The sequence below is a fragment of the uncultured Nocardioides sp. genome, from assembly GCF_947489365.1.
Lineage (GTDB): Bacteria > Actinomycetota > Actinomycetes > Propionibacteriales > Nocardioidaceae > Nocardioides.
Genome location: NZ_CANLDB010000001.1, coordinates 36,481 through 62,332, shown reverse-complemented (window position 1 = coordinate 62,332; position 25,852 = coordinate 36,481). Strand labels below are relative to the sequence as shown.

24 protein-coding genes, 2 tRNA genes and 1 pseudogene are annotated in these 25,852 nt (G+C 74.1%); 6 read left to right on the top strand and 21 right to left on the bottom strand.

Annotated elements, in window-relative coordinates:
* Positions 1–8: 8 nt before the first annotated feature.
* Both Q0858_RS00305 and Q0858_RS00300 read left to right on the top strand, forming a co-directional pair.
* Positions 9–497 (top strand): DUF4190 domain-containing protein, encoded by a 489-nt coding sequence (locus Q0858_RS00305; protein WP_299049822.1) that lies wholly within the window; start codon positions 9–11, stop codon positions 495–497.
* A gap of 44 nt (positions 498–541) precedes the next feature.
* Positions 542–1,003 (top strand): DUF4190 domain-containing protein, encoded by a 462-nt coding sequence (locus Q0858_RS00300; protein ID WP_299049819.1) that lies wholly within the window; start codon positions 542–544, stop codon positions 1,001–1,003.
* Positions 1,004–1,017: 14 nt separating this feature from the next.
* Here the strand turns inward: Q0858_RS00300 and Q0858_RS00295 are convergent, their stop codons facing one another.
* From Q0858_RS00295 to Q0858_RS00240, 12 genes are all read right to left on the bottom strand, one after another.
* The gene (locus Q0858_RS00295; protein WP_299049818.1) at positions 1,018–2,271 is read right to left on the bottom strand and encodes a CAP domain-containing protein; all 1,254 of its coding nucleotides are present in this window, start codon (positions 2,269–2,271) and stop codon (positions 1,018–1,020) included.
* A 61-nt stretch (positions 2,272–2,332) separates the two neighbouring features.
* Positions 2,333–3,400, bottom strand: coding sequence for a UDP-N-acetylmuramate dehydrogenase (locus Q0858_RS00290; RefSeq protein WP_299049815.1), 1,068 nt, complete (start codon positions 3,398–3,400; stop codon positions 2,333–2,335).
* Positions 3,393–3,785: a MaoC/PaaZ C-terminal domain-containing protein gene (locus Q0858_RS00285; protein ID WP_299049813.1), complete on the bottom strand. Its 393-nt coding sequence runs from the start codon at positions 3,783–3,785 to the stop codon at positions 3,393–3,395. The genes Q0858_RS00290 and Q0858_RS00285 overlap by 8 nt, the downstream gene beginning before the upstream one ends.
* Positions 3,782–4,198: a MaoC family dehydratase N-terminal domain-containing protein gene (locus tag Q0858_RS00280; protein ID WP_299049812.1), complete on the bottom strand. Its 417-nt coding sequence runs from the start codon at positions 4,196–4,198 to the stop codon at positions 3,782–3,784. The genes Q0858_RS00285 and Q0858_RS00280 overlap by 4 nt, the downstream gene beginning before the upstream one ends.
* A 98-nt stretch (positions 4,199–4,296) precedes the next feature.
* Positions 4,297–4,467: a 50S ribosomal protein L33 gene (gene rpmG / locus Q0858_RS00275; RefSeq protein ID WP_221024354.1), complete on the bottom strand. Its 171-nt coding sequence runs from the start codon at positions 4,465–4,467 to the stop codon at positions 4,297–4,299.
* 45 nt (positions 4,468–4,512) lie between these two features.
* Positions 4,513–4,589: transfer RNA gene (locus Q0858_RS00270), tRNA-Met, on the bottom strand.
* Between the two features lie 41 nt (positions 4,590–4,630).
* A tRNA-Thr gene (locus tag Q0858_RS00265) sits at positions 4,631–4,703 on the bottom strand.
* Between the two features lie 72 nt (positions 4,704–4,775).
* Entirely contained in the window at positions 4,776–6,194 is a 1,419-nt protein-coding gene (locus tag Q0858_RS00260) for an amidase (protein ID WP_299049807.1), read from the bottom strand.
* Positions 6,191–6,784 carry a DNA-3-methyladenine glycosylase I gene (locus Q0858_RS00255; RefSeq protein WP_299049805.1) on the bottom strand — a complete coding sequence of 198 codons (594 nt, stop codon included), beginning with the start codon at positions 6,782–6,784 and terminating at the stop codon, positions 6,191–6,193. The genes Q0858_RS00260 and Q0858_RS00255 overlap by 4 nt, the downstream gene beginning before the upstream one ends.
* Before the next feature lie 316 nt (positions 6,785–7,100).
* A complete protein-coding gene (locus Q0858_RS00250; RefSeq protein ID WP_299049803.1) occupies positions 7,101–8,069 on the bottom strand; it encodes a pirin family protein in 969 nt (322 codons plus the stop codon).
* A 22-nt stretch (positions 8,070–8,091) separates the two neighbouring features.
* Positions 8,092–10,509, bottom strand: coding sequence for an FdhF/YdeP family oxidoreductase (locus tag Q0858_RS00245; RefSeq protein ID WP_299049802.1), 2,418 nt, complete (start codon positions 10,507–10,509; stop codon positions 8,092–8,094).
* Positions 10,510–10,593: 84 nt separating this feature from the next.
* Positions 10,594–11,526, bottom strand: coding sequence for a LysR family transcriptional regulator (locus Q0858_RS00240; RefSeq protein ID WP_299049801.1), 933 nt, complete (start codon positions 11,524–11,526; stop codon positions 10,594–10,596).
* Positions 11,527–11,591: 65 nt separating this feature from the next.
* On the opposite strand from Q0858_RS00240, the gene Q0858_RS00235 reads away from it, so the two are divergent.
* From Q0858_RS00235 to Q0858_RS00225, 3 genes are read left to right on the top strand one after another with little or no spacing between them, the layout of a single operon-like run.
* Positions 11,592–12,977 carry a citrate:proton symporter gene (locus Q0858_RS00235; protein ID WP_299049800.1) on the top strand — a complete coding sequence of 462 codons (1,386 nt, stop codon included), beginning with the start codon at positions 11,592–11,594 and terminating at the stop codon, positions 12,975–12,977.
* On the top strand, positions 12,974–14,329 hold the full coding sequence (locus tag Q0858_RS00230) for an acyclic terpene utilization AtuA family protein (RefSeq protein WP_299049798.1): 1,356 nt from the start codon (positions 12,974–12,976) through the stop codon (positions 14,327–14,329). The genes Q0858_RS00235 and Q0858_RS00230 overlap by 4 nt, the downstream gene beginning before the upstream one ends.
* A complete protein-coding gene (locus tag Q0858_RS00225) occupies positions 14,326–14,634 on the top strand; it encodes a hypothetical protein (RefSeq protein WP_299049796.1) in 309 nt (102 codons plus the stop codon). Before Q0858_RS00230 ends, Q0858_RS00225 begins: the two co-directional genes overlap by 4 nt.
* Positions 14,635–14,652: 18 nt before the next feature.
* Here Q0858_RS00225 and Q0858_RS00220 read toward each other — a convergent pair whose 3' ends face one another.
* The 9 genes and pseudogenes from Q0858_RS00220 to Q0858_RS00180 all read right to left on the bottom strand — a co-directional run bounded on the left by Q0858_RS00220 (position 14,653) and on the right by Q0858_RS00180 (position 24,529).
* On the bottom strand, positions 14,653–15,093 hold the full coding sequence (locus tag Q0858_RS00220; RefSeq protein WP_366915979.1) for a MaoC family dehydratase: 441 nt from the start codon (positions 15,091–15,093) through the stop codon (positions 14,653–14,655).
* Between the two features lie 11 nt (positions 15,094–15,104).
* On the bottom strand, positions 15,105–16,325 hold the full coding sequence (locus Q0858_RS00215; RefSeq protein ID WP_299049792.1) for an acetyl-CoA C-acetyltransferase: 1,221 nt from the start codon (positions 16,323–16,325) through the stop codon (positions 15,105–15,107).
* A 34-nt stretch (positions 16,326–16,359) separates the two neighbouring features.
* Positions 16,360–17,108, bottom strand: a pseudogene (fabG, locus tag Q0858_RS00210) (3-oxoacyl-ACP reductase FabG).
* Positions 17,105–18,517, bottom strand: a complete 1,413-nt coding sequence (locus Q0858_RS00205; protein ID WP_299049790.1) for an MFS transporter — start codon at positions 18,515–18,517, stop codon at positions 17,105–17,107. The pseudogene fabG and the gene Q0858_RS00205 overlap by 4 nt, the downstream one beginning before the upstream one ends.
* Complete coding sequence (locus Q0858_RS00200) at positions 18,514–19,308, bottom strand: CoA-transferase (protein ID WP_299049787.1); 795 nt, start codon at positions 19,306–19,308, stop codon at positions 18,514–18,516. The genes Q0858_RS00205 and Q0858_RS00200 overlap by 4 nt, the downstream gene beginning before the upstream one ends.
* A complete protein-coding gene (locus tag Q0858_RS00195) occupies positions 19,305–20,273 on the bottom strand; it encodes a CoA-transferase (protein ID WP_299049784.1) in 969 nt (322 codons plus the stop codon). The genes Q0858_RS00200 and Q0858_RS00195 overlap by 4 nt, the downstream gene beginning before the upstream one ends.
* Entirely contained in the window at positions 20,270–22,303 is a 2,034-nt protein-coding gene (locus Q0858_RS00190; protein WP_299049782.1) for a TRAP transporter fused permease subunit, read from the bottom strand. The genes Q0858_RS00195 and Q0858_RS00190 overlap by 4 nt, the downstream gene beginning before the upstream one ends.
* Positions 22,300–23,463 (bottom strand): TAXI family TRAP transporter solute-binding subunit, encoded by a 1,164-nt coding sequence (locus Q0858_RS00185; protein ID WP_299049781.1) that lies wholly within the window; start codon positions 23,461–23,463, stop codon positions 22,300–22,302. Before Q0858_RS00185 ends, Q0858_RS00190 begins: the two co-directional genes overlap by 4 nt.
* 163 nt (positions 23,464–23,626) lie before the next feature.
* Positions 23,627–24,529, bottom strand: coding sequence for a LysR substrate-binding domain-containing protein (locus tag Q0858_RS00180; RefSeq protein ID WP_299049780.1), 903 nt, complete (start codon positions 24,527–24,529; stop codon positions 23,627–23,629).
* Between the two features lie 83 nt (positions 24,530–24,612).
* On the opposite strand from Q0858_RS00180, the gene Q0858_RS00175 reads away from it, so the two are divergent.
* Positions 24,613–25,839, top strand: a complete 1,227-nt coding sequence (locus Q0858_RS00175; protein WP_299049777.1) for a CaiB/BaiF CoA-transferase family protein — start codon at positions 24,613–24,615, stop codon at positions 25,837–25,839.
* Positions 25,840–25,852: the final 13 nt, after the last annotated feature.

Genomic DNA, 25,852 nt, shown 5'->3' with positions numbered 1-25,852 from the left:
ACGTCCCCGTGAACGACTCGCAGCCACCGCCCGACGACCGGCCGACCCTGGCCAAGGACGACCGGCGGACCAGGCCGTACCCGCAGTCGCCGTACGAGCAGGTGCCGTACCAGCAGCCCTTCCAGCAGCCGGGCTTCGGCCCACCGGCGTACCCCGGTCCCCCCGGGCCGGGGTTCGCCCCGGGGCACCCCCTGCCACCGAAGCACCCGTCGGCGACGACGGCGATGGTGCTCGGCATCGTCGCGCTCGGCGGCGGCCTGATGTGCGGGCTCCCCCTCGTCGTCGCGCCGTGGGCCTGGGTGACGGGCGGCCGGGCCGTGCGGGAGATCGACGCCTCCGGCGGCACGCTCGGCGGGCGCGGCGACGCCCAGGCCGGCTACGTCATGGGGATCGTCGGCACCGTCCTGCTCGTGCTCGGGTCCCTCTTCGTCCTGCTGTACGTGATCCTGGTCATCGGCCTGTTCGCCGGCTTCCTCGGCGTGCTCTCCTCCACCTGAACAGGCGACAGCGTCCGACCGGCACCACGAGTCAGAATGAGGCCATGAGCGACCAGCAGCCGCCGTCCGGCGACCGACCGAACCTGTCCAAGCCGGGCGACCAGCCGTCGTACGACCAGTCGCCGTACCAGCAGGGTTACGGCCAGGGTTACGGCCAGCAGCCCCAGTACGGCGCGGGGTACCAGCCGTCGCCGTACGGCCAGCAGGGCTACGGCTACGGGCTGCCGCCCAAGCACCCGTCGTCCACCACCGCCCTGGTCCTCGGCCTCATCGGCCTGGGCGGCTTCTTCTTCTGCGGTCTGCCCGTCCTCGTCTCCCCCTTCGCGTGGGTGACCGGCTCGAGGGCGATGAAGGAGATCGACGCCAACCCCGGTCAGTACTCGGGTCGCGGCGAGGCACAGGCCGGGTACGTCATGGGGATCATCGGCACCGTGCTGCTGGCGCTGGGCGTGATCGGGGTCGTCCTGTTCTTCCTGTTCTTCGCGGGGCTCGCCTTCAGCGCCTGACCGTCCGAGGCCGCTCAGCCCACGCGGACGACGTTCGAGCGCTTCGTCGCGGTGCCGCCCTCGCCGGTGGCGACCACGACGGCGCGCAGGGCGTGGCCGCGGTCGGCGCGGCGGACGACGTACGACCTGCCGGTGGCGCCGCTCATCGCCCGCCCGTCGCGGGTCCAGGTCACGGTCTCGCCGTCGGAGCCCTCCACGCCCCACCGGGCCACCAGCTTCGTGCCGGGGCCCACGGCGCCGGTGCTGCCGCGGGCGGGCTTCACGGTGGGCCGGGAGGTGAAGCTCGGCGGGTCGACGACCGGCGGCGGGTCGCCGCCGTCCGGGTCGACCACCGTGGTGCTCCAGGTGATCGGCGTGCTGTCGCCGTCGACGGTGATGCCGCTGACGGTGACGGTGACGTCGTGGTCGCCACCCGGGAGCGAGGAGGCGGCCGGCACGCGCCACTGCAGGCCGCTGCCGATGGTGTAGTAGCTGTCGATCGGCTGCACCCGGGTGACCGCGGTCGGCTCCCCGTCGATGCTCACCTCGACGCGGGCGCGGTCCAGGCCCGTGAGGTCGGCCTCGATGATCTCGAGCGACCACTCCTGGAAGACCCACGGCTCGGCCACGTAGCCGGCGGGCGGCCACGCCACGGTGGTGCGCTCGGGCGGGGTCACCGAGCCGGGGCCGAAGACCCAGAGGGCGTTGGTCGAGCCGGTCGAGCCCGTGCCGAACGTCCGGGCTCCCGGGTTGAGGAGCCACCGCCGGTGGCCGAGGGAGTCGATGCCCGAGTCGTCGACGAAGCCCTCCATCGCCTGGGCGCCGGAGTAGCCGAGGAACAGGTTGGAGTTACCGGCAGCCTCGTCTCCCTCGTCGCTCCAGCAGGCCCAGTCCTCACCGGGGTCGTGGCTGAGGTTGCCCTCGGCGCGCATCATCAGCGCGGCGGCGAGCGCCTTGCGGTCGAGGTCGGCGTCGAGCCGCACCGGCGCCGCGTCGACCATCGACCGGAGCGCGTTGATGCTCGCGAGCGTGGCCGCCTTCGACTCCGCCGACTCGGTGCCGACCCGGCAGCCGTCGACCGACCCGGTCCACCCGGCCGGGACCGCGATGGCGTCCTGCACGGTGCGGTAGGCGTCCAGGGCCTCGGCCCGGGTCGACGCACCGGGGACCTCGGTGCCACGGACGTCCTCGGCGGCGACGGCGACCGCCGAGGGGCTCACCAGCAGGGCGGTGAGGACGACGGGGCAGAGGGGCGCGAGGACCCTGCGGCGGACACGGGAGGGGGTCATGCGTCCGGAGCGTAGGCAGCCCCGGACCGCCGGGCCAGCAGGTCCAGACCGGCTGGCCCGCCTACAGCGTGCAGCCGACGAGGACCGGCTCGTTGACCAGCCGGACGCCGTACGCCGCCTCGACGCCGTCGCGGACCTCGCGGGCGAGCGCGAGCAGCTCGTCGGCGGTGGCGCCGCCCCGGTTCGTCAGCGCCAGGGTGTGCTTGGTCGACAGCCCGACGTGGGCGTCGGGCCGGTCGAGCCCGTGGCCGCGGTCGAAGCCGGCGTGCTGGATCAGCCAGGCCGCGGACGTCTTCACGCCGCCGCCCTCGACGGGCCACCGCGGGGCGTCCTCGGGCAGTCGCGCCGCGGCGTCGTCGGCGAGGACCGGGTTGGTGAAGAACGAACCGGCGCTCCAGGTGTCGGGGTCGGTGTCGTCGAGCACCATGCCCTTGCCGCGGCGGAGGCCGAGGACGGCGTCGCGGACCGCGGCCAGCGGCGCACGCGCGCCCTCGTCGACGCCGAGGGTGCGGGCCAGCTCGGCGTACCGGACGGGGGTGCCCACGTCGCCGCGGCGCAGCTGGAAGGTCACCTCGAGCACGACCCAGCGGCCGGGCTCGCGCTTGAAGCGGCTGTCGCGGTAACCGAAGCCGCAGTCGGCGGCGGCGAGCGTCCGGCGGCGCCGCTCGAGGCGGTCCCAGGTGGCGACGCTCCAGATCGTCTGCGCGACCTCCTGGCCGTAGGCGCCGACGTTCTGCACCGGGGTGGCGCCGACCGAGCCGGGGATGCCGGAGAGGGCCTCGATGCCCACCCACCCGGAGGCGACGGCGCGGGCGCAGAGGGCGTCCCAGTCCTCCCCCGCCGCCACGGTGACGAGCTCGCCTCCGCAGGCCGGGTCGGTGGACGGCGCGCCGGTGGGGTCGGTGTCGGTGCGGACGCCGGTGGTCGCGACCTCGACGACCAGACCGTCGAACCCGTCGTCGGCGACGACGAGGTTGCTGCCGCCGCCGAGCACCAGGACGGGCTCGTCGCGCTCGTCGGCGTCCGCGACGGTCTCGACCAGGGCGTCGGTGGTCGTGGCCGTCACCCAGCGGCGGGCGGGCCCGCCGAGGCGCAGCGTGGTCCGGTCCGCGAGCCGGGGCTCAGGCACGCACGACCGCCCGGGGGTTGCCCAGCACCTTCTTGTCCCCGCACGTGACGACGAGCGCGAGGGTGGTCAGCCCGTCCTCCACGCCCTTCACGGTGCCGGCGACGACGATCTCGACCCCGTCGTCGTCGTCCGGCACCGCGACGGGAGCCGTGAACTTGGCGGCCAGCTCGACCACCTCGGCGTCGTCCGTCCAGTCGGTGACCGCGCGGCCCACGAGGCCGAGGGTGAGCATGCCGTGGGCGATGACGCCGTCCAGCCCGACCGCGGTCGCGACCCGGTCGGACCAGTGGATCTGGTTGAGGTCGCCGCTGGCGCCGGCGTACCGGACCAGGTCGGCCCGGGTGATCGTGAACGTGCGGGGGCTGAGCTCGTCGCCGGGGTTCATGCGTCGCCTCCGCGGTGGATGAGGGTGGCGGTCGCGACCAGGACGCGCTCGCCGTCCGCGTCGGTGATCACGCTGGAGGTGCCGATGATGTCCATGTCGCGCACCCGGCGGGCGGAGGCCACCTCGAGGGTCGCGACCAGGCGGTCGCCGATGCGGACGGGGCGGTCGTAGCGGAAGCCCTGGTCGCCGTGCACGATCCGCGCCAGGTCGATGCCCTCGGCGGCGAGGAACGCGTTCATCGCGTCGAAGGCCAGCACGATCGGGAACGTCGGCGCGATGGCCGGGGCGTCGCGGTCGGCGTCCGGGACCTCGCCCTGCGTGGCGGCGGTGAACTCGCGCACCTTCACCGCGGTCACCTCGTACGGCGCCGTCGGCGCATAGGTGCGACCGACGAGGTCGTCCGTGAGTGCCATGTCCCTCAACCTATCCGCCGGACGTGCGACGAGGCGACCGCCCCGGAGTGGGGCGGCCGCCTCGTGCGGTGTCGTCGTGCGCTGAGCCGGTGGCTGCGTCAGCGCGTCTCGCGGTGCGCCGTGTGCGTGCGGCAGCGCGGGCAGAACTTCTTCATCTCCAGACGGTCCGGGTCGTTGCGCCGGTTCTTCTTGGTGATGTAGTTCCGCTCCTTGCACTCCACGCAGGCGAGAGTGATCTTCGGGCGGACGTCGGAGCTCTTGCTGGCCACGTGAGTGTCCTCTGGTCGGAACTGGATCGGATGGTGCTAGGAGGGTGGTAGCGGAGGCGGGACTCGAACCCGCGACACCACGATTATGAGTCGTGTGCTCTAACCACCTGAGCTACCCCGCCATGGGCATGTGGACTGGCCGTCGTCGACGGCTCCCACCCAGAGCCCCTTTACGGAATCGAACCGTAGACCTTCTCCTTACCATGGAGACGCTCTGCCGACTGAGCTAAAGGGGCAACGCGGAAGAACGATACACACGGGGTCGGAGGGCTGCGAAATCGGCCTCCGACCTGCGCTCCCCGGGCCCGTCAGGACGCCGTCGACGGCCAGCCGACGGCCTCCTCCAGCTCGTAGCCGAGCTCCAGGAGCAGGGCCTCACGACCGGCTCCCGCGCTGAGCATCATGCCCACCGGGAGACCCTCGGAGGTCCGGGCCAGCGGCAGGGACAGGGCCGGGTCGCCGGTCGCGTTCTGCAGCGGCGTGAAGCCCACCCAGGCCAGCAGCCGCTCGAGGACGAGCGCGCCGTCCTGGGTCGGGTCGAGGTGGCCGACCGGCGGCGTCGGGTGGGCCAGCGTCGGCGTCAGGACGACGTCGTACGAGGACAGGAAGCGGGCGCTGCGCCGGCGGGAGGCCCGGAGCCGGGCGATCGCCAACGGGAGCCTCGGGAGGTGCCGCTTGGCGTAGCGGGCGAGGTGGTGGGTGAGGGCGTCCAGGCGGTCGGCGTCCCAGGACGGGCCGTGGGCGCGCGGCCCGCGGCCCAGGGAGGCGAGGGCGAGGAACGCCCAGTAGGCGAGGAAGTCGTCGACGAAGCTGTCGGGCACGGGCGCGACGGCGGGCTCGACGTGGTGGCCGAGCCGCTCCAGGGTCGCCGCCGTCTCGTGGGTCAGGCGCAGCACCTCGTCGTCGACGGGACCGGCGGGGCTCTCGGTGACCAGCGCGACCCGCAGTCTCGCGTGGGCGGGGCGGGTGATGTCGCCGACCGGGGGCAGCGCCAGGTCGCGGTAGACCTTCTCGGCCTCCCGGTAGAACGCCGCGGTGTCGCGGACGGTGCGGCTCAGGACGCCGTCGTGGACGATCCGCACCGGCATCTCGCGCAGGGCCTTGTCCTGGGCGAGGCGGCCGCGGGTGGGCTTGAGCCCGACGAGGCCGCAGCACGAGGCGGGGATCCGGATCGACCCGCCGCCGTCGTTCGCGTGGGCCAGCGGGACGGCCCCCGTGGCGACCATGACCGCGGCACCGGCGGACGACGCCCCGGCGGTGCGGGTCGGGTCCCACGGGTTGCGGACCGGCCCGAGGCGGGGGTGTTCGGCGGAGGCGGAGAAGCCGAACTCGCTGAGCTGGCTCTTGCCGAGCGGGAGCAGGCCGGTGGCGCGGGCCATGCGGGCGTAGTCGCCGTCGCCGCGGGCGGGCTCGGGATCCCAGGCGTCGGTGCCCTCCATGGTGGGGCTGCCGGCCAGGTCGGCGTTGTCCTTGACCCAGAACGGGACCCCGGCGAAGAACCCGCCGGCAGGGTCGCGGGCGAGCCGCCGCGCCTCGTCGTACGCCGGGTGGGCGATGCCGCCGAGCTGCGCGGCGACGCCGTCGCTGCGGGCGATCGCGGCCTCGACGACCTCGGGCACCGACACCCGCCGCGCCGCGATCTCGGCGGCCAGCCCGACCGCGTCGTGGGTGCCGAGGGCGTCGTCGCTGAAGGCGTGGACCGGCGGGCCGGCTGCTGCGTCGCTCATCCGCCGTACGCTGCCACGCCGCGGCGGTGGCAGCCGGTCAGGTGGGTGTCCACCACGCCGAGCGCCTCCATCAGCGCGTGCATGGTGGTGGGGCCGACGAAGCGGAACCCGCGCTTCTTGAGGGCCTTGCTGAGGGCGGTGGACTCCTCGGACGTGGTGGGGACCTCCTCGAGGGTCCGCGGCGCCGGCTGCCGCTCCGGCGGCGGGCGGTGCTGCTCGACGAGGGCCTCGAGTCCACCGTCGGGGCGCAGGTCCACGGCGGCGCGGGCGTTGGCGAGGGTGGCCTCGATCTTGGCCCGGTTGCGGACGATGCCGGCGTCCGCCAGCAGCCGCCCGGCCTCGGGCTCGCCCCAGCCGGCGACCTCGTCGACGTCGAAGCCGGCGAACGCCTCCCGGAAGGCCGGGCGCTTGCGCAGGATGATCGCCCACGACAGCCCCGACTGGAACGCCTCGAGGGTCAGCCGCTCGAACAGCGCGGACTCGCCGGTGACCGGCACGCCCCACTCGGTGTCGTGGTAGTCCCGCATCTCCCCGGGCGTCGCCGCCCACACGCACCGCGCGACCCCGTCCTCCCCCACCACCGCGTCCACCCGCCCATCATCCCCGGTGGACGGACCGCCCGCCCCGGGCGGCACCCGGTGAGAAGAAGGACCGCGTCGAGCGGCACCACGAGCCGAGTCGGCTGGAACGCACCGAGCGAGCCTTGGCGAGCGAGGGCGGCTCCTGCCGACTCGGCGATCGGGAGGAGTGGCGCGGAACGGCGGGACAACCGGTCAGGGAGGGTTGGTCTGCACGCCGGGTGAGCCGGCGAGCAGAAGCGGCAGCGAGCGGCCGACGTACCCGGTCTCGGCGCACGTTACTGCCGACTCGACCCCGGAGAGCTGCGCAGACGTGCCGACTCGGCCCCTAGGACCGCGTGCGGAGGCGGGCGTTGGGGAGCTCGGGGGCGGGGAGGGGGGCGAGGGGCTCGTCGGCGACGACACCGAAGCGGCCGTCGTGCTGGGTGCCGTCGACGAGCTGGGACTGCCAGACCTCGCGGTAGGCGACGACCTCCTCGTGGGTGCGGCCGACGAAGTTCCACCACATGACGATCTCCTCGCCGAACGGCGGTCCACCGAGCAGCAGGAGCCGCGCGGGCTCGTCGCCGGCGACGAGCTCCAGCGTGGAGCGGCCGGGGGCGAGGTAGCCGAGGTCGTTCGCGGCGAGCGGGGCCCCGGCGGCCGAGACGGACCCGGTGTCGACCAGCACCCCGTGCTCGTACGACGCGTCGACGTCCAGGACGACACGGGCACCGGCGGCGAGGAGCAGCTCGGCGCCGAGCAGCGGCGTGTGGGTCCCGACCGGGGAGGTCTCCCCCAGCAGCGAGCCGAGGAAGACCCGGGCGGTCAGGCCGTCGCGCTCGACGGCCGGGGGCGCGTGGTGCACGAAGCCGGGCTCACCGTCCCGCGCGGCGTCGGGCAGCGCCAGCCACAGCTGGACCCCGTGGAGCACGTCGGTGCCCTCGGTGGAGACCTCGGAGTGGCTGATGCCGTGCCCGGCGGTCATGAGGTTCAGCTCGCCCGGCCGCACGAGCGCCGCGTGGCCCGCCGAGTCGCGGTGCTGGATCTCGCCGGTGAACAGCCAGGACACCGTCGAGAGGCCCGTGTGGGGGTGCGGGGGCACCACCATGCCGCCGGTGTCGGCCACGTCGTCGGGTCCGTAGTGGTCGACGAAGCACCAGGCGCCGATCAGCGACCGCGAGCGCTGCGGGAGCGTCCGGCGCACCCGCATCGCCCGCGGTCCCCCGAGCGGCACCTCGCGCGGGGTGAGGACCTCCAGGTCCGCGCCGCCGCTGGCGCAGACCACCTCGTCGGGACGCGTGTCGAGGTTGCTCACGGCCGTGCCCTCCCCGGGTCGGTCAGCTCAGCTGGTTCGGCTGCACGTACGACTTCTGGGCGTCGCCGCCGTGGTCGCCGGCGCCCTCGACGCGGCCGTAGCCCGTGAGGTACGCCGACTCGCCACCCTCGACCGGCACCTCGTCGGTCGGCACGAGCCGCACGATGACCGACTTCGACGTCGGGCAGTTGCTGCGCAGCGCCTTCGAGTCCAGCGGGATCAGCGGGTTCGTCTCCGGGTAGTACGCCGCCGCGCAGCCGCGGGGCTGCTCGTAGCCGACGACGCGGAACAGGGGCGCCTTGCGGTAGCAGACCTCCGCCGACGCGTCGTCGGGGTCCGTCCACTCGCTGACCAGGTCGACGTACTGGCCCTCGGAGAGCCCCAGGGCGGTGATGTCGTCGGGGTGCACGAACACCACGCGGCGGCCGTGGTGGATGCCGCGGTAGCGGTCGTCCAGGCCGTAGATCGTGGTGTTGAACTGGTCGTGGCTGCGCAGCGTCTGCATCAGCAGCCGCCCCTCCGGCACGTGCAGCATGTCGGTCTCGTTCGCCACGATGACGGCCTTGCCCTCCGCGGTCGGGAAGTCACGGGTGTCGCGCGGCGGGTGCGGCAGCGTGAAGCCACCGGGCTGGTCGACCTTCTCGGCGTACGCCGCCGCGCCGGGCACGACCCGGGCGATGCGGTGGCGGATGGTCGTGTAGTCGGACCGGAACTCGTGCCACGGGATGTCGTGGCGGCCCTTCAGGGTCGCCTCCGCCATCGAGCAGACGATGTCGACCTCGCTCTTGAGGTGCGGCGACGCGGGCTTCAGCGGGCCCTTGGAGGCGTGCACCGCGGACATCGAGTCCTCGACGGTGACCCGCTGCTCGGTGCCGCCGGTGTGGTCCTTCTCCGAGCGACCGAGCGACGGCAGGATCAGCGCGGTCCGGCCGTGGGTCACGTGCGACCGGTTGAGCTTGGTCGAGACGTGCACGGTCAGCGACGCCTTCGCCATGGCCTCCTCGACCACCTCGGTGTCGGGGACGGCGGAGACGAAGTTGCCGCCCATGCCGAAGAACGTCCGGGCCTTGCCGTCGCGCAGCGCGCCGATCGCGGCGACGGTGTCGAAGCCGTGCTCGCGGGGCGGCTCGAAGCCGAACTCGTCGCGGATGGCGTCGAGGAAGTGGTCCGGGGACCGCTCCCAGATGCCCATCGTGCGGTCGCCCTGGACGTTCGAGTGGCCGCGCACGGGGCACAGGCCGGCGCCGGGCTTCCCGATGTCGCCACGGATGAGCGCGACGTTGGTGATCTCCTTGATGGTCGCCACCGCGTTGCGGTGCTGGGTCACGCCCATCGCCCAGCAGTGCACGGTCGCCGAGGAGTCGGCGATCATCCGCGCGGCATCCTCGATCTGGCTGCGCTCGAGCCCGGTGGCGCGGCGTACGGCGTCCCAGTCGAGCGCGCGGGCCGTGGCGGCCCAGTCCTCGTAGCCGACCGTGTGGCGCTCCACGAACTCGTGGTCGATGGCGTCCCACTCGAGCAGCAGCGCACCGATGGCCTGGTAGAGCGCGAGGTCGCCGTTGACCCGCACCGGCAGGTGCAGGTCGGAGATCCCGGTGCCGCCGCCGACGACGCCCTTGACGCTCTGGGGGTTCTTGAACCGCACCAGCCCCGCCTCCTGCAGCGGGTTGATGTCGATGATCTTCGCGCCGTTCTGCTTGGCGATCTCCAGCGCGGAGAGCATGCGGGGGTGGTTCGTGCCGGGGTTCTGCCCGGCGATCACGATGAGGTCGGCGGTGTGGATGTCGGTCAGGTGGACCGAGCCCTTGCCGATGCCGATCGACTCCGCGAGGGCCACGGACGTCGACTCGTGGCACATGTTGGAGCAGTCGGGGAGGTTGTTCGTCCCGAGCGCCCGGACGAACAGCTGGTAGACGAACGCGGCCTCGTTGGAGGTCTTCCCCGAGGTGTAGAAGACGGCCTCGTCGGGGCTGTCGAGCGCGTTCAGCTCCTCGGCGATGATCCCGAAGGCGCCGTCCCAGCTGATGGGCTCGTAGTGGGTCGCGCCCTCGCGGTAGACCATGGGCTGGGTGATGCGGCCCTGCTGGCCGAGCCAGTAGTCGCTGCGCCCCTTGAGCGAGTCCATGGAGTGCTCGGCGAAGAACTCCGGCCCCACGCGCCGGACGGTCGCCTCCTCGGCGACGGCCTTCGCACCGTTCTCGCAGAACTCCGCGGGGTGCCGGTGGCCGGGCGCGGGGTCGGGCCACGCGCAGCCCTGGCAGTCGAAGCCGCCGACCTGGTTGAGCTTCAGCAGGGTGCGCGCCGTGCGCGTGACCCCCATCTGCTCCCAGGCCAGCTTCATCGAGACCGCGACGGCCTTCACCCCGGCCGCGCTGCGGCTGGGACTCCCGACCTTCAGCTCGGTCTCGTCGACGTCCTGGGTCGGTGCTCGTCTCGCCATGTCCTTCATCCTCCCCTAGGTGGCAACCACCCCGCAGGTGCCCCGTCAGGGCCCGGAGCAGACGGCGGCCCCGGCGGTCGGCGCTCAGTGTGTGGCCCAGCGACATCCCTCGGGGAGGTCGATCCCCCGGGACCGGGCACCCTCGATCACCTCGACGAGGGCCCGCGCGGCCGGCGACAGGGGCCGCGACGGCGAGCGGACGAGGTGCACACGCCGTCGACCGGCGTCCTCGAGCCACCGGTGCCGCAGGCCGGCGAAGCCGGTCAGTGGCAGCACCAGGCCGGGGACGAGGGAGGCCCCGACCCCCGCGGCGACCAGTCCGGCGACGGAGGTGATGTTGCGGGCCTGGGTCACGACGCCGGTCGTGACCCCCGCCTCGCCGAGCACCCGGTCGACGTGGTGGCGGATCGAGGAGGTCTCGTCGAAGTGCACGAACGGTTGCCCCGCCAGGTCCGCCAGGCCGCGGGGCGGCCGCGCGACGAAGGGGTGGTCACCGCCGAAGACGCAGGCGAAGGACTCGTCCGCCACGGGGACGACGTCGAGCGACCGCAGGTCACCGCCCCCACCGAGCAGGGCGAGGTCCACGGCGCCCGCCCGCAGACGGTCGGTGACCTCGCCTGCCAGACCGTCACGGACCTGCAGGTCCACGTCCGGGTGCGCGGGGCGGAAGCTGGCCACGACGGCAGGCAGCAGGGTGGCGGCGAGGGACGGCAGGGCGCCGACGACCACGGTCCCCCGAGCACCCGCGAGGTAGCCCTCGACGTGCGCGAGCGCGCGGTCGAACTCGGCGACGGCGTGGCGGGCCACGTCGACGATCGGCGCCCCGTCGGCGGTGAGGCGGACGCGTCGGGTGCTGCGGTCGAACATGCGCACGCCGGTGCGGCGCTCCGCCTCCGCCACCGACCGGCTCAGGGAGGGCTGCGTCATGCCGAGACGCGCGGCCGCGGCGGTGAAGGATCCGGCGTCGGCCACGGCCACCACGGCGCGGAGGTGCCGGACACCCACGTCTATAGCCATGGGACATCAATCTAGGCCCTGATGATGTTGGACCTGCGCATATGACGGCGATCACACTCGTCCGCATGCTCGCTCTCGCCGGATTCCTCACGATCGCCGTCATCCTCGTCCTGCTGCTGACGCGTCGTATCGCCGCCGTCGTGGCGCTGGCCGGCGTCCCGATCCTCGCGGCCCTGCTGGCGGGGTTCACGCCGACCGAGGTCAGCGAGGCGGTCACCACCGGCCTGACCGGGGTCGCCGGGGTGACGACGATGTTCGTGTTCGCGATCGTCTACTTCGGCGTGATGCGGGACGCGGGCCTCTTCGACCCGATCATCCGGCGCATCGTCTCGCTCGCGGGTGACACCCCGGCGACGGTCTGCGTCGCCACGACGGCCCTCGCCTGCGTGGCCCACCTGGACGGGGCCGGTGCCACGACCTTCCTCATCACGATCCCGGCGATGATGCCGCTCTTCGACCGGCTCGGCATGTCCCGGGTGACCCTCACCGCCTGCGTGGGGATGGGCGCCGGGGTGATGAACCTGCTCCCGTGGGGTGGTCCGACCGCCCGCGCGGCGACGACCACCGGCACGGACGCGAACGAGCTCTGGGTCCCGCTCATCCCCGCGCAGGTGGCCGGCGTGGTGGCCGCCCTGCTGATCGCCTTCCTGCTGGGCCGCAAGGAGTCGCGCCGGCTCTCACGCGCACCCGAGACCGTGGCCGCCGCTGCCGGCGGTGCCGGTGGGTCCGCGGCGGGGAGCGCGCCCGGGTCCGACGCCGGGGACGCGTCACAGGGCCCGGGGGCCGGGCCGGTCACGCTCAGCGCGGAGGAGGCCGCGCTGCGGCGTCCTCGGTTGTTCTGGTTCAACGCCGCGCTCACGGTCGTGCTGATCGGCCTGCTCGTCGCCGCCGTGGCGACCCCCGAGGTGGTGTTCGTCCTCGGGGCGATCGTGGCGCTGCTCGTCAACTACCCAGGGATCAGCCAGCAGACGGCGCGCATCCAGGCCCACGCGGAGGGGGCCATGCTCATGGCCTCGACCCTGCTCGCCGCCGGCGTCTTCCTCGGGATCCTCGACGCCACCGGGATGGTCACCGCGATGGCGGAGTCGGCGGCCAGCGTGGTCCCGGACGCGGCCGGACCGGCGCTCCCGTTGATCGTCGGCGTGCTGGGGGTTCCCCTGAGCCTGCTCTTCGGCCCGGACGCCTACTACTTCGCCGTGCTCCCCGTGCTCATGGGGGTCGGCGCCGAGTTCGGCGTCGCGGACGTCGACATCGCCCGGGCGTCACTGGTCGGCCAGGAGACGGTCGGGTTCCCGATCAGTCCGCTGACCGGCAGCTTCTACCTGTTGACCGGGCTCGCGGGCGTGGACATCGGACGACACATCCGGCACCTGATCGGCTACGTCTGGCTGCTCAGCCTGGTCATGCTGGCCGTGGCGGCGCTGACCGGGGCGGTCAGGCTGTGGGCATGAGCGCCTCCTCGGGCCCCTCCGTGCGGCTCGGCGCGGGCGCAGGCTTCGCCGGCGACCGGATCGATCCCGCCGTCGAGCTCGCCACCCACGGCGCGCTCGACTACCTGGTCTTCGAGTGCCTCGGGGAGCGCACCGTCGCCGCCGGGCAGGCCCGGCGGCGCGCCGACCCCCGGACCGGCTTCGACCCGATGCTGTCCGCCCGTCTGCGCGCCGTGCTCCCGGCGTGCCGGCAGCACGGGACGACGATCATCACCAACAGCGGCGCCGCCAACCCGCTCGCCGCCGGGGACCTGGCCGTCGCCGTCGCCGCGGACCTCGGGCTGCACGGCCTCAGGGTGGCCGTGGTGACCGGGGACGACGTCCTCGACGCCGTCCTGGCCGAGGACCCCCTGGTCTGGGAGACGGGCGCTCCGGTCTCCTCGGGCCCGGTCCCCCTGTCCGCGAACGCCTACCTCGGCCACGAGCCGATCACCCAGGCCCTGGCGGAGGGCGCGGACGTGGTGATCACCGGCCGGGTCGCCGACCCCTCGCTGTACCTCGCCGCCCTGCGGCACGAGCACGGCTGGGGTGCCGACGACTGGGAGGCCATGGGCACCGCCACGATGGTCGGACACCTGCTCGAGTGCGCCGGACAGCTCACCGGGGGCTACTTCGCGGACCCCGTCACCAAGCCGGTGCCCGGCATGGCCCGCCTGGGGTTCCCCTTCGCGGACGTGACGCCCGACGGTGCCGTCCTGCTCGGCAAGCTGGCCCGCAGCGGTGGCCTGCTCGACCGGCGGACCTGCCGCGAGCAGCTGCTGTACGAGGTCGGCGACCCCGCGGGCTACCTCACCCCCGACGTGGTCGCCGACTTCTCGGGCGTCCGCCTTCTCGACGTGGGGCCGGACAGGGTGAGCGCCTCCGGGGCGACCGGCCGGCCACGTCCGGACAGCCTCAAGGTCACCCTCGGCCACGACGGCGGCTGGGTCGGCGAGGGCCAGATCAGCTACGCGGGCCCACGCTGCCTCGCGCGCGCACGACTGGCCGGCGACATCGTCCTCGAGCGCCTCACCGACCTGCACGGCCTCGACCCGGACGACGTCGGGATCGAGCTCATCGGCGCCGGTGCGGCGTTCCGCGGCCTCGCGGTGCCCGCCGAGGACGCGCAGGAGGTGCGCCTGCGGGTCGCCGCCCGTGTCGGGGAGGAGGAGCTCGCCCTGCTGGTCGGCCACGAGGTCGAGTCGCTCTACACGAACGGTCCGGCCGGGGGCGGCGGCGCCCGGTCGGGCGCGACCTCGCAGGTCTCGGTCCGCTCCTGCCTGCTCCCCCGCACGCTGGTCACCCCGCAGGTCGAGATCACGGAGGTGCCATGACCACGCTCGACGACCTCGCCGACGTCCGCGCCGGCGACAAGGGCGACACCCTGATCCTGGCCGTGCTGCCGCGGGACCCGGCCGACCTCGGTCGGCTCCGCGCGGAGCTGACCGAGGCGACGGTGGCGGCCCGGTTCGGGCTCGCGGCCGACCGGGTGTCGCGGCAGGTCCTGCCCGACCTGCCCGCCCTGGTCCTCACCCTGGCCGGCGTGCTGGGAGGAGGGGTGACCGGCTCGCTCGGCCTGGACGGTCACGGCAAGACCCTGGGTCACCACCTGCTCGGGGTCGAGCTGTCCGACGGCTGAGCCCGTGGCCGAGGGCCGTCAGGGCACGACGAGCGTGACGACCTCCGCGACGCACACCGGTCTGTCCCCGCCCTCGCGCTCCACCGTCCACCGGGTCGTGACCCGGGTCCCGGCACCGCCGGTGGTGACGTCGACGAACTCCGCGCTCGCCCGGATGCGCGACCCGGTCGGCAGGGGGGCCGGGAAGCGCACCTTCTCCGAGCCGTAGTTGAGCCGGGCGGAGCCGGCCTCCACGGCGTACAGCGACGTGCTGAAGGCCGGGATCATCGACTGGGTCAGGTAGCCGTGCACGATCGTCCCGCCGAACGCCGACGCGGCGGCGCGCTCGCGGTCGACGTGGATCCACTGGTGGTCGCCCGTGAGGTCGGCGAACGCGTCGACGCGCGCTTGGTCGACCTCGACCCAGTCGGTGGTCCCCAGCGCCTCGCCGACGGCGCCCTCGATCTCCTCGACGCTCACGAACCGCCGCATCAGGAGACCCGCTCGAAGATCGCGGCGAGGCCCTGGCCGCCGCCGATGCACATCGTCTCGAGGCCGTAGCGGGCCTCCCGGCGGCCCAGCTCGCGGGCCAGGGTGCCGAGCATGCGCGCCCCCGTGGCACCCACGGGGTGACCCAGGGAGATGCCCGAGCCGTGGACGTTGGTGCGCTCGTGGTCGGCCTCGGTGAAGTCCCAGTCGCGCATCACGGCCAGCGCCTGGGCGGCGAAGGCCTCGTTGAGCTCGATCAGGTCCATGTCGGCGAGGGTGAGCCCGGCGCGGCCGAGGGCCGCGGCGGTGGCCGGGACCGGGCCGATCCCCATCGTGGCGGGCGGGACGCCCGCGACCGCCCAGCTCACGAGACGGACCAACGGGGTCAGGCCGAGCTGCTCGGCGCGCTCGGGGGTCGTGACGAGGCACAGGGCGGCGGCGTCGTTCTGGCCGGAGGCGTTCCCGGCCGTCACGGTGGCGCCGTCGTCGTCCTTGCCGAGGATGGGACGCAACCCCGCGAGCGACTCCATCGTGGTGTCGGCACGGGGGTGCTCGTCGCGGTCGACGACGGCGTCGCCCTTCCGCGAGGCGATCGTGACGGGGACGATCTCCTCGCCCAGGATCCCGGCCTCCTGGGCCGCGACCGCGCGGGCGTGCGACTGCACGGCCAGGCGGTCCTGCTCCTCGCGTCCGATGCCGTACTCCCGGCGCACGTTCTCGGCCGTCTCCAGCATGCCGCCGGGCACCGGGAAGCCCTCGCCGCCGGCGGTCGTGCGGCCTCGGGCGAGCGCGTCGTGCATCCGGACACCCGTCCGGGCGCCGCCCCACCGCATGTCGAGGGAGTAGAAGGAGGCGTTGCTCATCGACTCCGCCCCACCGGCGACCACGACGTCGGCGCCGCCGGTCTGGACGCTCATCGCGGCGTTGAGGACGGCCTGCAGCCCGGAACCGCAGCGGCGGTCGAGCTGGTAGCCCCCGGTGGTGATCGGGAGACCGGCGTCCAGGGCGACGACACGGCCGATGGCCGGCGCCTCCATGGTCGGGTAGCAGTTGCCGAGGACGACGTCGTCGACGGCGTCGGCGTCGATCCCGGTCCGCTCGAGCAGGCCCTTGAGGGCGACGACGCCGAGCTCCGCCGCGGACAGCGCCTTGAGGGAGCCGCCGTACCGGCCGACGGGGGTGCGGACGGGCTCGCAGATCACGGCCTCGCGCAGCTGGTTCATCTGGTTGTCCTCCTGGTGGTGGGGAAGCGGCGGCTCACATGAACCGCCCGCCGGTGACCTCGGCGACGGTGCCGGTCATGTACGACGACAGGGACGAGGCGTAGAACAGCGCGACCGAGGCGACCTCTGCGGGCTCGCCCGCCCGCTGCATCGGGATCTCGGCCATCTTGGCGTCCCAGGCCTTCTGGGGCATGGCCTCGGTCATCGCCGAGCGGATCAGGCCCGGTTGGATCGCGTTCACCCGCACACCGTGGTGTGCCATCTCCTTCGCGGCGGCCTTCGTGAGGCCGACGATCCCGGCCTTGGCGGCCGAGTATTCGTCTGCCCCACCATGCCGACCTTGCCGGACAGCGAGGAGATGTTGACGATCGACCCCGACCTCGCCTCCCGCATCCGGGCGGCGGCGAGCCGGGTGCCGTTCCAGCAGCCCTTCACGTGGACCGCCATCACCTGGTCGAACGCCTCCTCGGTCATGGTCCGCATGGTCGCGTCACGGGTGATGCCCGCGTTGTTGACGACGACGTCCAGGCTGCCGAACGTGGACGCGGCGGTCGCGAACGCCGACTCCACGGCGTCAGCCTGCACCACGTCGCAGGCGACCCCGAGCGCCACCTCCCGCCCAGCGGAAGCGTTGAGGCCCTCGGCGGCGGTCTCGGCCGCGGCGCCGTCCAGGTCGGCCAGCACGACGCGGGCGCCGGCCTCGACGAAGGCCTGGGCGATGGCGAGGCCGATGCCCTGGGCCCCTCCGGTGACGACAGCGGTACGACGGTCCAGCAGGGTCATGACTCTCCTCGGGTGGTGGTGGTGACGGGTGACGGGGCGGCAGGGGTCGTGCGGCGCTCGGCCGGCGGCGGGGCGGCGGGCCGCCCGGCGAGGAGCGCGAGCAGCCCGAGCAGCAGGACGACGGGCCCGAGGTGGACCAGCGCGAGCTCGCCGGTGGGCCAGGTGAGCGCCACCCAGGCGTAGCCGGTCGCGAGACCGCCGAAGCGGACCGTGTTGTGGATCCCCAGGGCGGCGCCCGCCGACGGCGTCGCCGCGACCTCGGACCGCATCACGCCCAGCGCGGCCCGCGACTGCACGGCGCCGATCGCGGCGCCGGTCAGGACGAGGACGACGACGGTGGCGACGAGGGCGGCCGGGCGGTAGTCGACCCTGCCGACGGCGCCGACGGCCGCGACGCCGAGGAGCAGGGCCAGCGCCGACACCGCGAGCGCGGCGCGGGGCGCGCGGCGTCCCAGCCGGGTGGTCAGGGGCGCCAGCAGCGCCATCGACCCCGCCAGGGACAGCATCACCAGGCCGATGGGGCCGGGTCCGAGGTCCCAGTCGCGTCCGAGGTGGAGGGGGGTGGCGACGACGACCACGCCCAGGGTCGCCATCACGGCCCCGGCGGCCGCGGTCGACCGGAGGTAGCGGCGCTCGACCAGCAGCCGGGGCGGCACCAGCGCGCGGGGGCTCCGCCGAGCCACCAGGGCGTGGGCGACCAGCGCGGCGGCGCCCACGGCCCCGAGGGGGACCAGCAGGACCGGCGCGCCGCCCTGGCCGGCCCAGGTCACGGCGACCGCGAGCGTCCCGACCCCGACGACGAGGGTCGCCATCCCCGCGACGTGCATCGGGGGGCGGCCGGGGGGCACGTCGGGCACCCGCCAGCGGATGAGCACCGCGAGCAGGACGCTCAGCAGTCCGTGGACCCAGAACACCGCCCGCCAGCCGAGGAGGTCGGCGATCGCACCACCGAGTGGCGGACCCACCGCCTGGCCGACGCCGACGGCGGACGCCCAGGCCGCCATCGCCTGTGGACGTCGTCCGGGCCAGAGCGCGCCGAGGACCTGCTGCACCGCCGGCGGGGTCGCGGAGCACGCGACGCCCTGCAGCGCCCGCCACACCACGAGCTGCGCCAGCGAGGTCGAGGTGGAGGCGCCGAGCCCGGCGAGCAGCATCAGGAGCAGCGAGGCAGCCAGCACCCGGCGGGCGCCGTACCGCTCGCAGAGCCAGCCGGCCACCGGTGAGAGCACGACCATCGCCACCGTGAAGGCGCTGACCGCGACCACGATCCCCGCGGCGCTCGCGCCCACACCGTCGGCGATCACGTTGACCGGCGCGGTCACGACGGTGCTGGTCAGGGTCCCGAGGCTCGTGCTGGCGAGCAGCACGACGTACGCCGTCCTCCCGGGCGCCACCTGCGGGTCGCTCACCGCAGGTAGAGCCGCACGGTGTCGATCTCCTCGCGGAGCAGCCGGACGTCGGACGCCGCGGGTCGCGGCGTCTCGGTGAGGTCCTCCGCCACCCGCAGGGGCCACCCGGTGGCCGCGAGCACGTCGTCGACGCGGACGCCGGGGTGGACCTGGGCCAGCTCGAGCTCGCCCAGCGGGTCGGGCCGGCGCAGCACGCCCAGCGGGGTGATGAGGGTGGCCAGGCCGTGGCCGGGCGGCACGAGGCGCGGGTCCTCGGCGTGCGCCCGGGCCGGGCTGGGCGAGGTGCAGAAGTCCAGCGCTGCCGGGAGCGCGCCGGGGTCGTGGCGTCGCATCACGACCACGCAGCGGCCCGCGTTGGCGATGATCTCGGGTGCGCCTCCCCCGCCCGGGAGCCGCACCGTCGGACGCTCCCAGTCGCCGATCAGGCTGGTGTTCAGGCTGCCCCAGCGGTCGACCTGGGCCGCACCGAGGAAGCCGACGTCGACGTGGCCGCCCTGCAGGACGTAGCCGAACAGCGCCCCGATGGACACCACGGAGGCCGCGCCCGAGACGAGCACCGAGTCCGCGATGCCCTCGGCCATCGCCTCGGGGGCGGCCCCGGTGACGCCGGACTCGTAGACGAGGTCGATGTCCGGGCTGTGGGTGCGCCGGGCGAGGTCGACCGCGAGGGTCGGCAGCCCGACGCCGGCGAAGACGCGGCGGGCGCCGGCGAGCTCCCGGGCCGCGACGACGGCGAGGAACTCGGTGCTGTCGACGGCCACGTCGGAGAGGCCGGTGTCCACGGCGGTCATCCGCCCACCACCTCGCCCGTCAGGTCGCCGGCCCGGTCACCGAGGCCGGCCGGGACGCGGCGGGCGCCGTAGTCGACCTCGCCGGACGGCCGGGGGTCGACCCCGACGCTCGCCCAGCGCTCGGCGCCCAGCCGCTCCAGGTACGCCGCCCGGTCCGGCAGGTCGTGGACCCACTCGGTGAGCCAGGCGGCGAGGCGCGCCGGGTCGCGGGAGATCGCCGTCCAGTCGCGGTAGAAGAGGTTGTCGCGGTCGTAGTGCCCCTGGGCGTACGACGGGTACGCGCCGCCGGGGCACTCGACGACGGCGTCGACCGCGTGCGCGGGGATCACGGTGCGGTTCGGGTCGGCGCGGACGACCTCGGACGGCACCACCTCCTCCACCGTCACGACGACGCGCCGCGAGGCGTACGCGACCTCCTGCTGCGCGCCGAGGATCCCCCACATCTGCACGTTGCCGTCCGCGTCGGCTCGCTGGGCGTGGAGGAAGGCCACGTCCGGGCGCAGCGCGGGCACCACGTGGACGTCGGGACCGCCGTACGGGTCGGCGACCCGGCGGATCCGGGGGTTCAGGCGGGGCAGGTCGGACCCGGCGTACGAGCGCAGCGGCATGAAGGGCAGGCCGGAGGCGCCGGCGGTGTAGCGGCACACCATGCCGTAGTGGCTGTACTCCTCGACCTCGAGCGGCTCGGGGTCGTGGTGCTCGACGCGGCGGCGGATCTCGTGCAGCCCGCCGGCGGAGCCGGAGGCGAAGAAGGAGGCGACGAGCCGGCGGGCGCACCCCGCGGCGATCATCTGGTCGTAGAGCAGGTCCGGCGTCATCCGGCACAGCGTCAGGTCGCGCCGTCGCTGCCGGATGATCTCGTGGCCCGCCGCGTACGGGATGAGGTGGCCGAAGCCCTCCAGCGCGACGGTCATCCCGTCCTCGACGTGCTCGCGGACCGCGCTCGCGAGGTCGGTCAGCGTCACGCCGGCACCTCCTGCGCGACCGGGGCGGCGGGCTCGTCGACCCGTCCCCCGGTGAGGCGCGCGGCGACGGCGAGGCCGGCCGCGACCGCGAGGCCGAGCAGGCTCGTGGTGAGCTCCGGCAGGAGGATCGCGAAACCGGCGGGGACCCCGAGCACCCGGATCCAGGTCGGCAGCACCCGGCCGACACCCACGGCGTACCCCTCGAAGCAGGCGGCCATGACGACGACGCCGACGATCGCGAAGACCAGCGTGGTGAGCACCTGCGGCCAGGGCGCCTGGGCGACCAGGGCCGGGTTGAGCGCGAAGCAGAAGGGGATGACGTACTTGACCATCCCCAGCCGCATCGCGACCACCGAGGTGCGCATGGGTCTGGTGCCGGCGATGCCGGCCGCAGCGAACGACGCCAGCGCCACCGGCGGGGTGATGTAGGAGACGGTGGCCCAGTAGATGACGAACAGGTGCGCGGCGATGGGGTCGATGCCGAGCGCGACCAGGGCGGGCGCCATGACGATGGCGAGCAGCACGTAGACGGCCGAGACGGTCATGCCCATGCCGAGCACGAACGACGTGACGGCGCCGGCGATCAGGATCAGCGCCAGTGACCCGCCGACGGCGTTGACGAGCTCGCGGGCCAGGGAGAGCGAGACCCCGGTCATCGACAGGCCGCCGATGATGAGGCCGACCCCGGCGATGATGCCGAGGATCTCGGCCAGCGTCCGCCCCACGTGGGCGACGGTGTCGGCGAGGTCGCCCAGGCTCATCCGGCCCGAGGGGCGCAGCAGCGCGAAGGCGAGCAGGCCGGCCACGACCCAGAACGGCGCCTGGGCCTCGTTGCCGACGGCGACGAGCAGGTAGAGCAGCACCGCCAGCGCGACGAGGTACGGCCACCCGACGCGCAGGGTCGCGCCGAGTCGGGGCAGGTCGGCCCGGAGATCGCCCCGCAGCCGCTGTCGGGCCGCGTAGGCGTCGACCTGGGTGTAGATGCCGATGTAGTAGAGGAGGGCGGGGATCGCCGCGGCGAGGGCGATCTCGCCGTAGGGGACGCCGATGAAGGCGACCATCAGGAACGCGGCGGTGCCCATGATGGGCGGGGTGATGGAACCGCCGGAGGACGCGGTGGCCTCAACGCCGGCGGCGTACTCGCCGGAGAAGCCGGACCGCTTCATCGCCGGGATCGTCATCGGGCCGGTGGTGAGCACGTTGGAGACCGCGCTGCCGCTCATCATGCCCATCGAGGCCGACGAGACGACGGAGACCTTCGCGGGTCCGCCGCGGGCCGTGCCGAAGACCGACCGCGCGAAGTCGTGGAAGAACGCCGCGCCGCCCGTGCGCTGCAGCACGACGCCGAAGACCAGGAAGCCGATGAGGATCGAGGCGGCCGTCGACAGCGGCAGCCCGAGGATCGACTCGACGCCCATCGCGTGCTTGCGGGCCACGCCGGGCAGGTCGTACTGGATCCCCTCGAGGAAGCCGATCGGCACGCCGCCGGCGAACAGCGGGTAGACGGAGAAGAGGCCGGCGATGACGGTGACCACGACCCCCGCCGTCCGGCGCAGGACGTCGAGCACGAGGACCCAGAGCACGAAGGCCGCCACCAGCGCGAGGCCCGGGGAGACGTAGTCCCAGCCCTCGGTGAGCATCAGCTCGGCGTGGACGGCGAAGTAGCCGCAGACCACCACGGCGACGGCGGCGAGCGCGGCGTCGTACGCCGGCACGCGGTCCTGGCCGTGCCGGCTCGTGGCCGGGAAGGAGAGGAAGACGATCGGCAGGAAGCAGGCCAGGACGACGTACAGGTACTGGTTGGCCAGCAGCGTCCCGCCGAAGGGGTTGACGAAGAAGGTCTGGCTGACGGTGACGGCCAGACCGACGAGGGTCAGCGCGATGACGAGGGCCCGCCAGGGTCCCGTGACCCGGGACGGCGCCGCGGCCTCCGGTGCCGCCGTGGGGCCGCCGGGGACCTCCTCGTCGTGGGCTGCCCCCCGGGCGTCGGCGTCGGCATCGGCGCGTGGGGGTGTGGTGGGTGCGCTCATCGGGCGCCCTCCTGCTCGATCGGCTCGGGAGCGGGGACCTCGGCGCGGACCTGTGACCAGGCGTCGTCGAGGTCGTCGGGGTCGGTGTCCTCGAGGACCTCGGGCCAACGCTCGCGCAGCGTCTCGCCGCGCTCGACGAGGTCGTCGTTGACCTCCTCGGCCTGCTCGGTCCAGTAGCCCTCCTCCTCGAGGAACCGCACCAGGCCCTCGTGGAAGGGGACCTGCTTCGGCGCGTGCCAGACCTTCTCGGCGGCCCATGCCTCGGTGGTGGCGGTGACGTCCGCGTAGTCGGGGTAGTTGTCGGCGATCGCCCGGACGAGGCGGTACACGACGTCGGGGTCGGTGTCGGCGTAGGTCACGACGGGGACGGAGTAGAGCATCCCGTGGGCGGACTCTCCCTCCTCCTGGCCCGCGGCGCCGGAGAACTCGCCGATCTCGATGGACGGGGCGATCTCGGTCAGCGCCTCGATGCGCTCGGGGTCGGTCTCGGTCATGTCGAGCCACTGCACGGGGTCCGTGGCGTCGAGCTCGTACAGGGAGGAGCCGTAGACCTGCTGGAACTGCACGTCGATCGCTCCCGACTGCAGCGCGGCGGTCTGGTCGCCGTACGCGACGGGGACGGTCTCGACGTCGTCGCGGGTCAGGCCCCCGTAGGCCAGGAAGCCGTCGAGCTTCTCGTTGACCGACGGGTTGGCGATGATGTCGGGGAACTTGGCGCCCCGCAGGTCCTCGAAGCTGTCGATCCCGGACTCCTCCAGGACCATCAGCCCGTGGGGGGCGATCGGGGCCCAGACGACGCGCACGTCCTGGGGGCCCCAGCGCTCCGTGGTGAAGTCGTAGCTGCCCTCGAAGCCGAAGATGTACTCGTCACCGGTCCGGGCGAACTGGGCCGGGCCCTCCTTGAGCGGCGCCATCCGGCCGATCGCGGTGTCGGAGGTGATGACGCGGACGGGCGTGCCCTCGTTCGTGGTGATGGCGTCGGAGACGGCGGCGACGTCGGCGTACGTCGAGGTGCCGGTGCCGTAGGTGGCCCACACCATCTGCTCGGGCAGGCCGTTGGCGGCGATCGAGCTCGGCGACGCGCAGCCGGCGAGCGCCAGGCAGCCGGCCGCGGCCGCTGCTGCGACGGCTCGGGCGGGGCGTCGGGGGGACGCGGGCATGGGGACCTCCTCGGTGTGGTCCCCGTCACTGTGCCGCCACCCCGAGGCCGGGGGCCAATACCTGTTCCGGCCCTGATTGTTCCTCTCAGCGGATCAATGCGTCCTGATCAGGCGCTTCAGGTGCAACAAACCCGGCGGCGCGGGGACGGCTCCCTCGTCGGGATCAGGCGCCCGGCGGGGTCGGCAGGGCCTCCTCCGAGGCGCGCAGCACCTCGCGCAACGCCGGGTTGTCGTCGCCCCGGCGCCAGCAGATCCGGCAGTACGCCGGCTCCCGTCCCTCCTCGAGCCGCACGACCGCGATGCCCTCCTGGCGCACCCCGGCGAGGGCGGTGTCGATGGTGAACGTGATCCCGACCCCGGCCGCGACGAGCGCCATGATCGTCCAGGAGTCCGGGGCGACCTGGACGACGTCGGGGGCGAAGCCCGCCTCGTACGCCGTCCGCAGGAACGCGTCGCGGACGCTGGAGCCGGGGTCGGCCGGCAGCGACACGAAGGGCTCCGCACGACAGTCGGCCATGCTCGCCCACTCCCGGCCCGCGAGCCGGTGGCCCTCGGGGACGACGAGCACGTAGTGCTCGGCCGCGACCACCCGGTGCTCGATGCCGGGCGGCTCGCGCTCCCAGCGGACGATGGCGAGGTCGAGCTCCCCCGCGATCACCTGGCGCAGCCCCTCGTAGGCGTACGTCGTGGACTGCAGGCTGAGCTCGATGCCGGGGTGGCGCTGCCGCACGAGGCGGCCGAGCTGGCCCACCAGCAGGTAGGACGACGGGCCCGCGAAGCCCAGCGCGACCCGGCCGGTCTCCCCCTGCCCGGCGGTCTCGACGGCGGAGCGGGCGATGCGGCAGCCCTCGAGCACGTCCCGGGCGGGACCGAGCAGGGCCTCGCCGGCGGTCGTGAGCCGGACCCGCCGCGTGGTGCGGTCGAACAGCTGGGCGCCGAGGTCCCTCTCGAGCTGCTTCACCGTGCGGCTCAGGGGCGGTTGCGCCACGTGCAGGCGCTCGGCGGCGCGTCCGAAGTGCAGCTCCTCGGCCACGGCGAGGAAGGCCCGCAGCTGTGCGATCTCCATCCCGGATTGTTGCACCTGTGGCAACGATCGGCGACGTATTGGGTATTGGACGCGACCCAATGGCTCCGCGCATCCTGAGGGTCATGCCGCCCGTCGCTCCGTCGTCCCCCTCGAGCCTGCCCCTCGCCGGCACGACCGTCGTCGCGCTCGAGCAGGCGGTCGCCGCCCCCCTGGCCACCCGTCACCTCGCGGACCTGGGCGCCCGGGTCGTCAAGGTCGAGCGCGTCGGCGAGGGCGACTTCGCACGCCACTACGACGACGCGGTCCACGGCGAGGCCAGCCACTTCGTCTGGCTGAACCGGGGCAAGGAGTCGCTCGCGGTCGACCTGAAGACCCCCGCCGGCCGGGACGTCGTCCGGCGGCTCGTCGCGCGCGCCGACGTGTGCGTGCAGAACCTCGCCCCGGGCGCGGCCGCCCGCCTCGGTCTCGGCGCCGACGAGCTCCGCGCGGCCGACCCCCGGCTCGTCCACGCCTCCATCACCGGGTACGGCACCGCCGGGCCCCGTCGCGACCGCAAGGCCTACGACATGCTCGTGCAGGCCGAGACCGGCCTGGTGTCGGTGACGGGGACCCCGACGACGGCCACCAAGACCGGCATCCCGACCGCGGACATCGCCGCGGCGACGTACACCGTCCAGGCGGTGCTGGCGGCCCTGCTGCGTCGCGAGCGCACCGGGGAGGGCGCGACGCTGGACGTGTCGATGTTCGACGCGACGGCCGAGTGGCTCGGTCACCCGATGTACCTGCAGATGTACGCCGGGCGCCAGGTCCCCCGCATGGGCCTGTCCCACGCCGCGATCGCGCCGTACGACGCCTACCCGACGGCGGACGGCGAGCTGCTCGTCGGGGTGCAGAACGACCGCGGCTGGCGCGCGCTCGTCACCGAGGTGTTCGACCGACCCGACCTCGTCGACGACCCCCGCTTCGCCACCAACATGGCTCGTGTCACCCACCGCCAGGAGTGCGACGGCGTCGTCGCCTCGCTCACCCGCACCCTCGACACCGCGACGCTCGACGACCGCCTGGCCGCCGCCGGGGTCGCGGCCGCACGCCTCAACGACGTGGCCGGCCTGGTCGCCCACCCCCAGCTCGCGGAGCGCGACCGGTGGCGGGACGTCGAGATCCCGGGCGCCACCGTCCGCGGCGTGCTGCCTCCCATGACCTTCGGCGACGTCGAGCTGCCGATGGGTGCCGTGCCCGCCCTCGGCGCCCACACCGCCGCCCTGCTGGCCGAGGTCGGCCTCGACGGGGACCTCGACGCCCTCGCCGCGACCGGCGCCGTCGGCGTCCCCGAGCCCGCCACCGCCTGAGAGAGGACCCACC

Bases quoted from the DNA above. Each gene is read 5' to 3' on its own strand.
- Q0858_RS00300 (WP_299049819.1), top strand. From the start codon at position 542: ATGAGCGACCAGCAGCCGCCGTCCGGCGACCGACCGAACCTGTCCAAG.
- Q0858_RS00295 (WP_299049818.1), bottom strand. From the start codon at position 2,271: ATGACCCCCTCCCGTGTCCGCCGCAGGGTCCTCGCGCCCCTCTGCCCC.
- Q0858_RS00285 (WP_299049813.1), bottom strand. From the start codon at position 3,785: ATGAACCCCGGCGACGAGCTCAGCCCCCGCACGTTCACGATCACCCGG.
- Q0858_RS00280 (WP_299049812.1), bottom strand. From the start codon at position 4,198: ATGGCACTCACGGACGACCTCGTCGGTCGCACCTATGCGCCGACGGCG.
- Q0858_RS00260 (WP_299049807.1), bottom strand. From the start codon at position 6,194: ATGAGCGACGCAGCAGCCGGCCCGCCGGTCCACGCCTTCAGCGACGAC.
- Q0858_RS00245 (WP_299049802.1), bottom strand. From the start codon at position 10,509: ATGGCGAGACGAGCACCGACCCAGGACGTCGACGAGACCGAGCTGAAG.
- Q0858_RS00240 (WP_299049801.1), bottom strand. From the start codon at position 11,526: ATGGCTATAGACGTGGGTGTCCGGCACCTCCGCGCCGTGGTGGCCGTG.
- Q0858_RS00235 (WP_299049800.1), top strand. From the start codon at position 11,592: ATGCTCGCTCTCGCCGGATTCCTCACGATCGCCGTCATCCTCGTCCTG.
- Q0858_RS00230 (WP_299049798.1), top strand. From the start codon at position 12,974: ATGAGCGCCTCCTCGGGCCCCTCCGTGCGGCTCGGCGCGGGCGCAGGC.
- Q0858_RS00225 (WP_299049796.1), top strand. From the start codon at position 14,326: ATGACCACGCTCGACGACCTCGCCGACGTCCGCGCCGGCGACAAGGGC.
- Q0858_RS00215 (WP_299049792.1), bottom strand. From the start codon at position 16,325: ATGAACCAGCTGCGCGAGGCCGTGATCTGCGAGCCCGTCCGCACCCCC.
- Q0858_RS00200 (WP_299049787.1), bottom strand. From the start codon at position 19,308: ATGACCGCCGTGGACACCGGCCTCTCCGACGTGGCCGTCGACAGCACC.
- Q0858_RS00190 (WP_299049782.1), bottom strand. From the start codon at position 22,303: ATGAGCGCACCCACCACACCCCCACGCGCCGATGCCGACGCCGACGCC.
- Q0858_RS00185 (WP_299049781.1), bottom strand. From the start codon at position 23,463: ATGCCCGCGTCCCCCCGACGCCCCGCCCGAGCCGTCGCAGCAGCGGCC.
- Q0858_RS00180 (WP_299049780.1), bottom strand. From the start codon at position 24,529: ATGGAGATCGCACAGCTGCGGGCCTTCCTCGCCGTGGCCGAGGAGCTG.
- Q0858_RS00175 (WP_299049777.1), top strand. From the start codon at position 24,613: ATGCCGCCCGTCGCTCCGTCGTCCCCCTCGAGCCTGCCCCTCGCCGGC.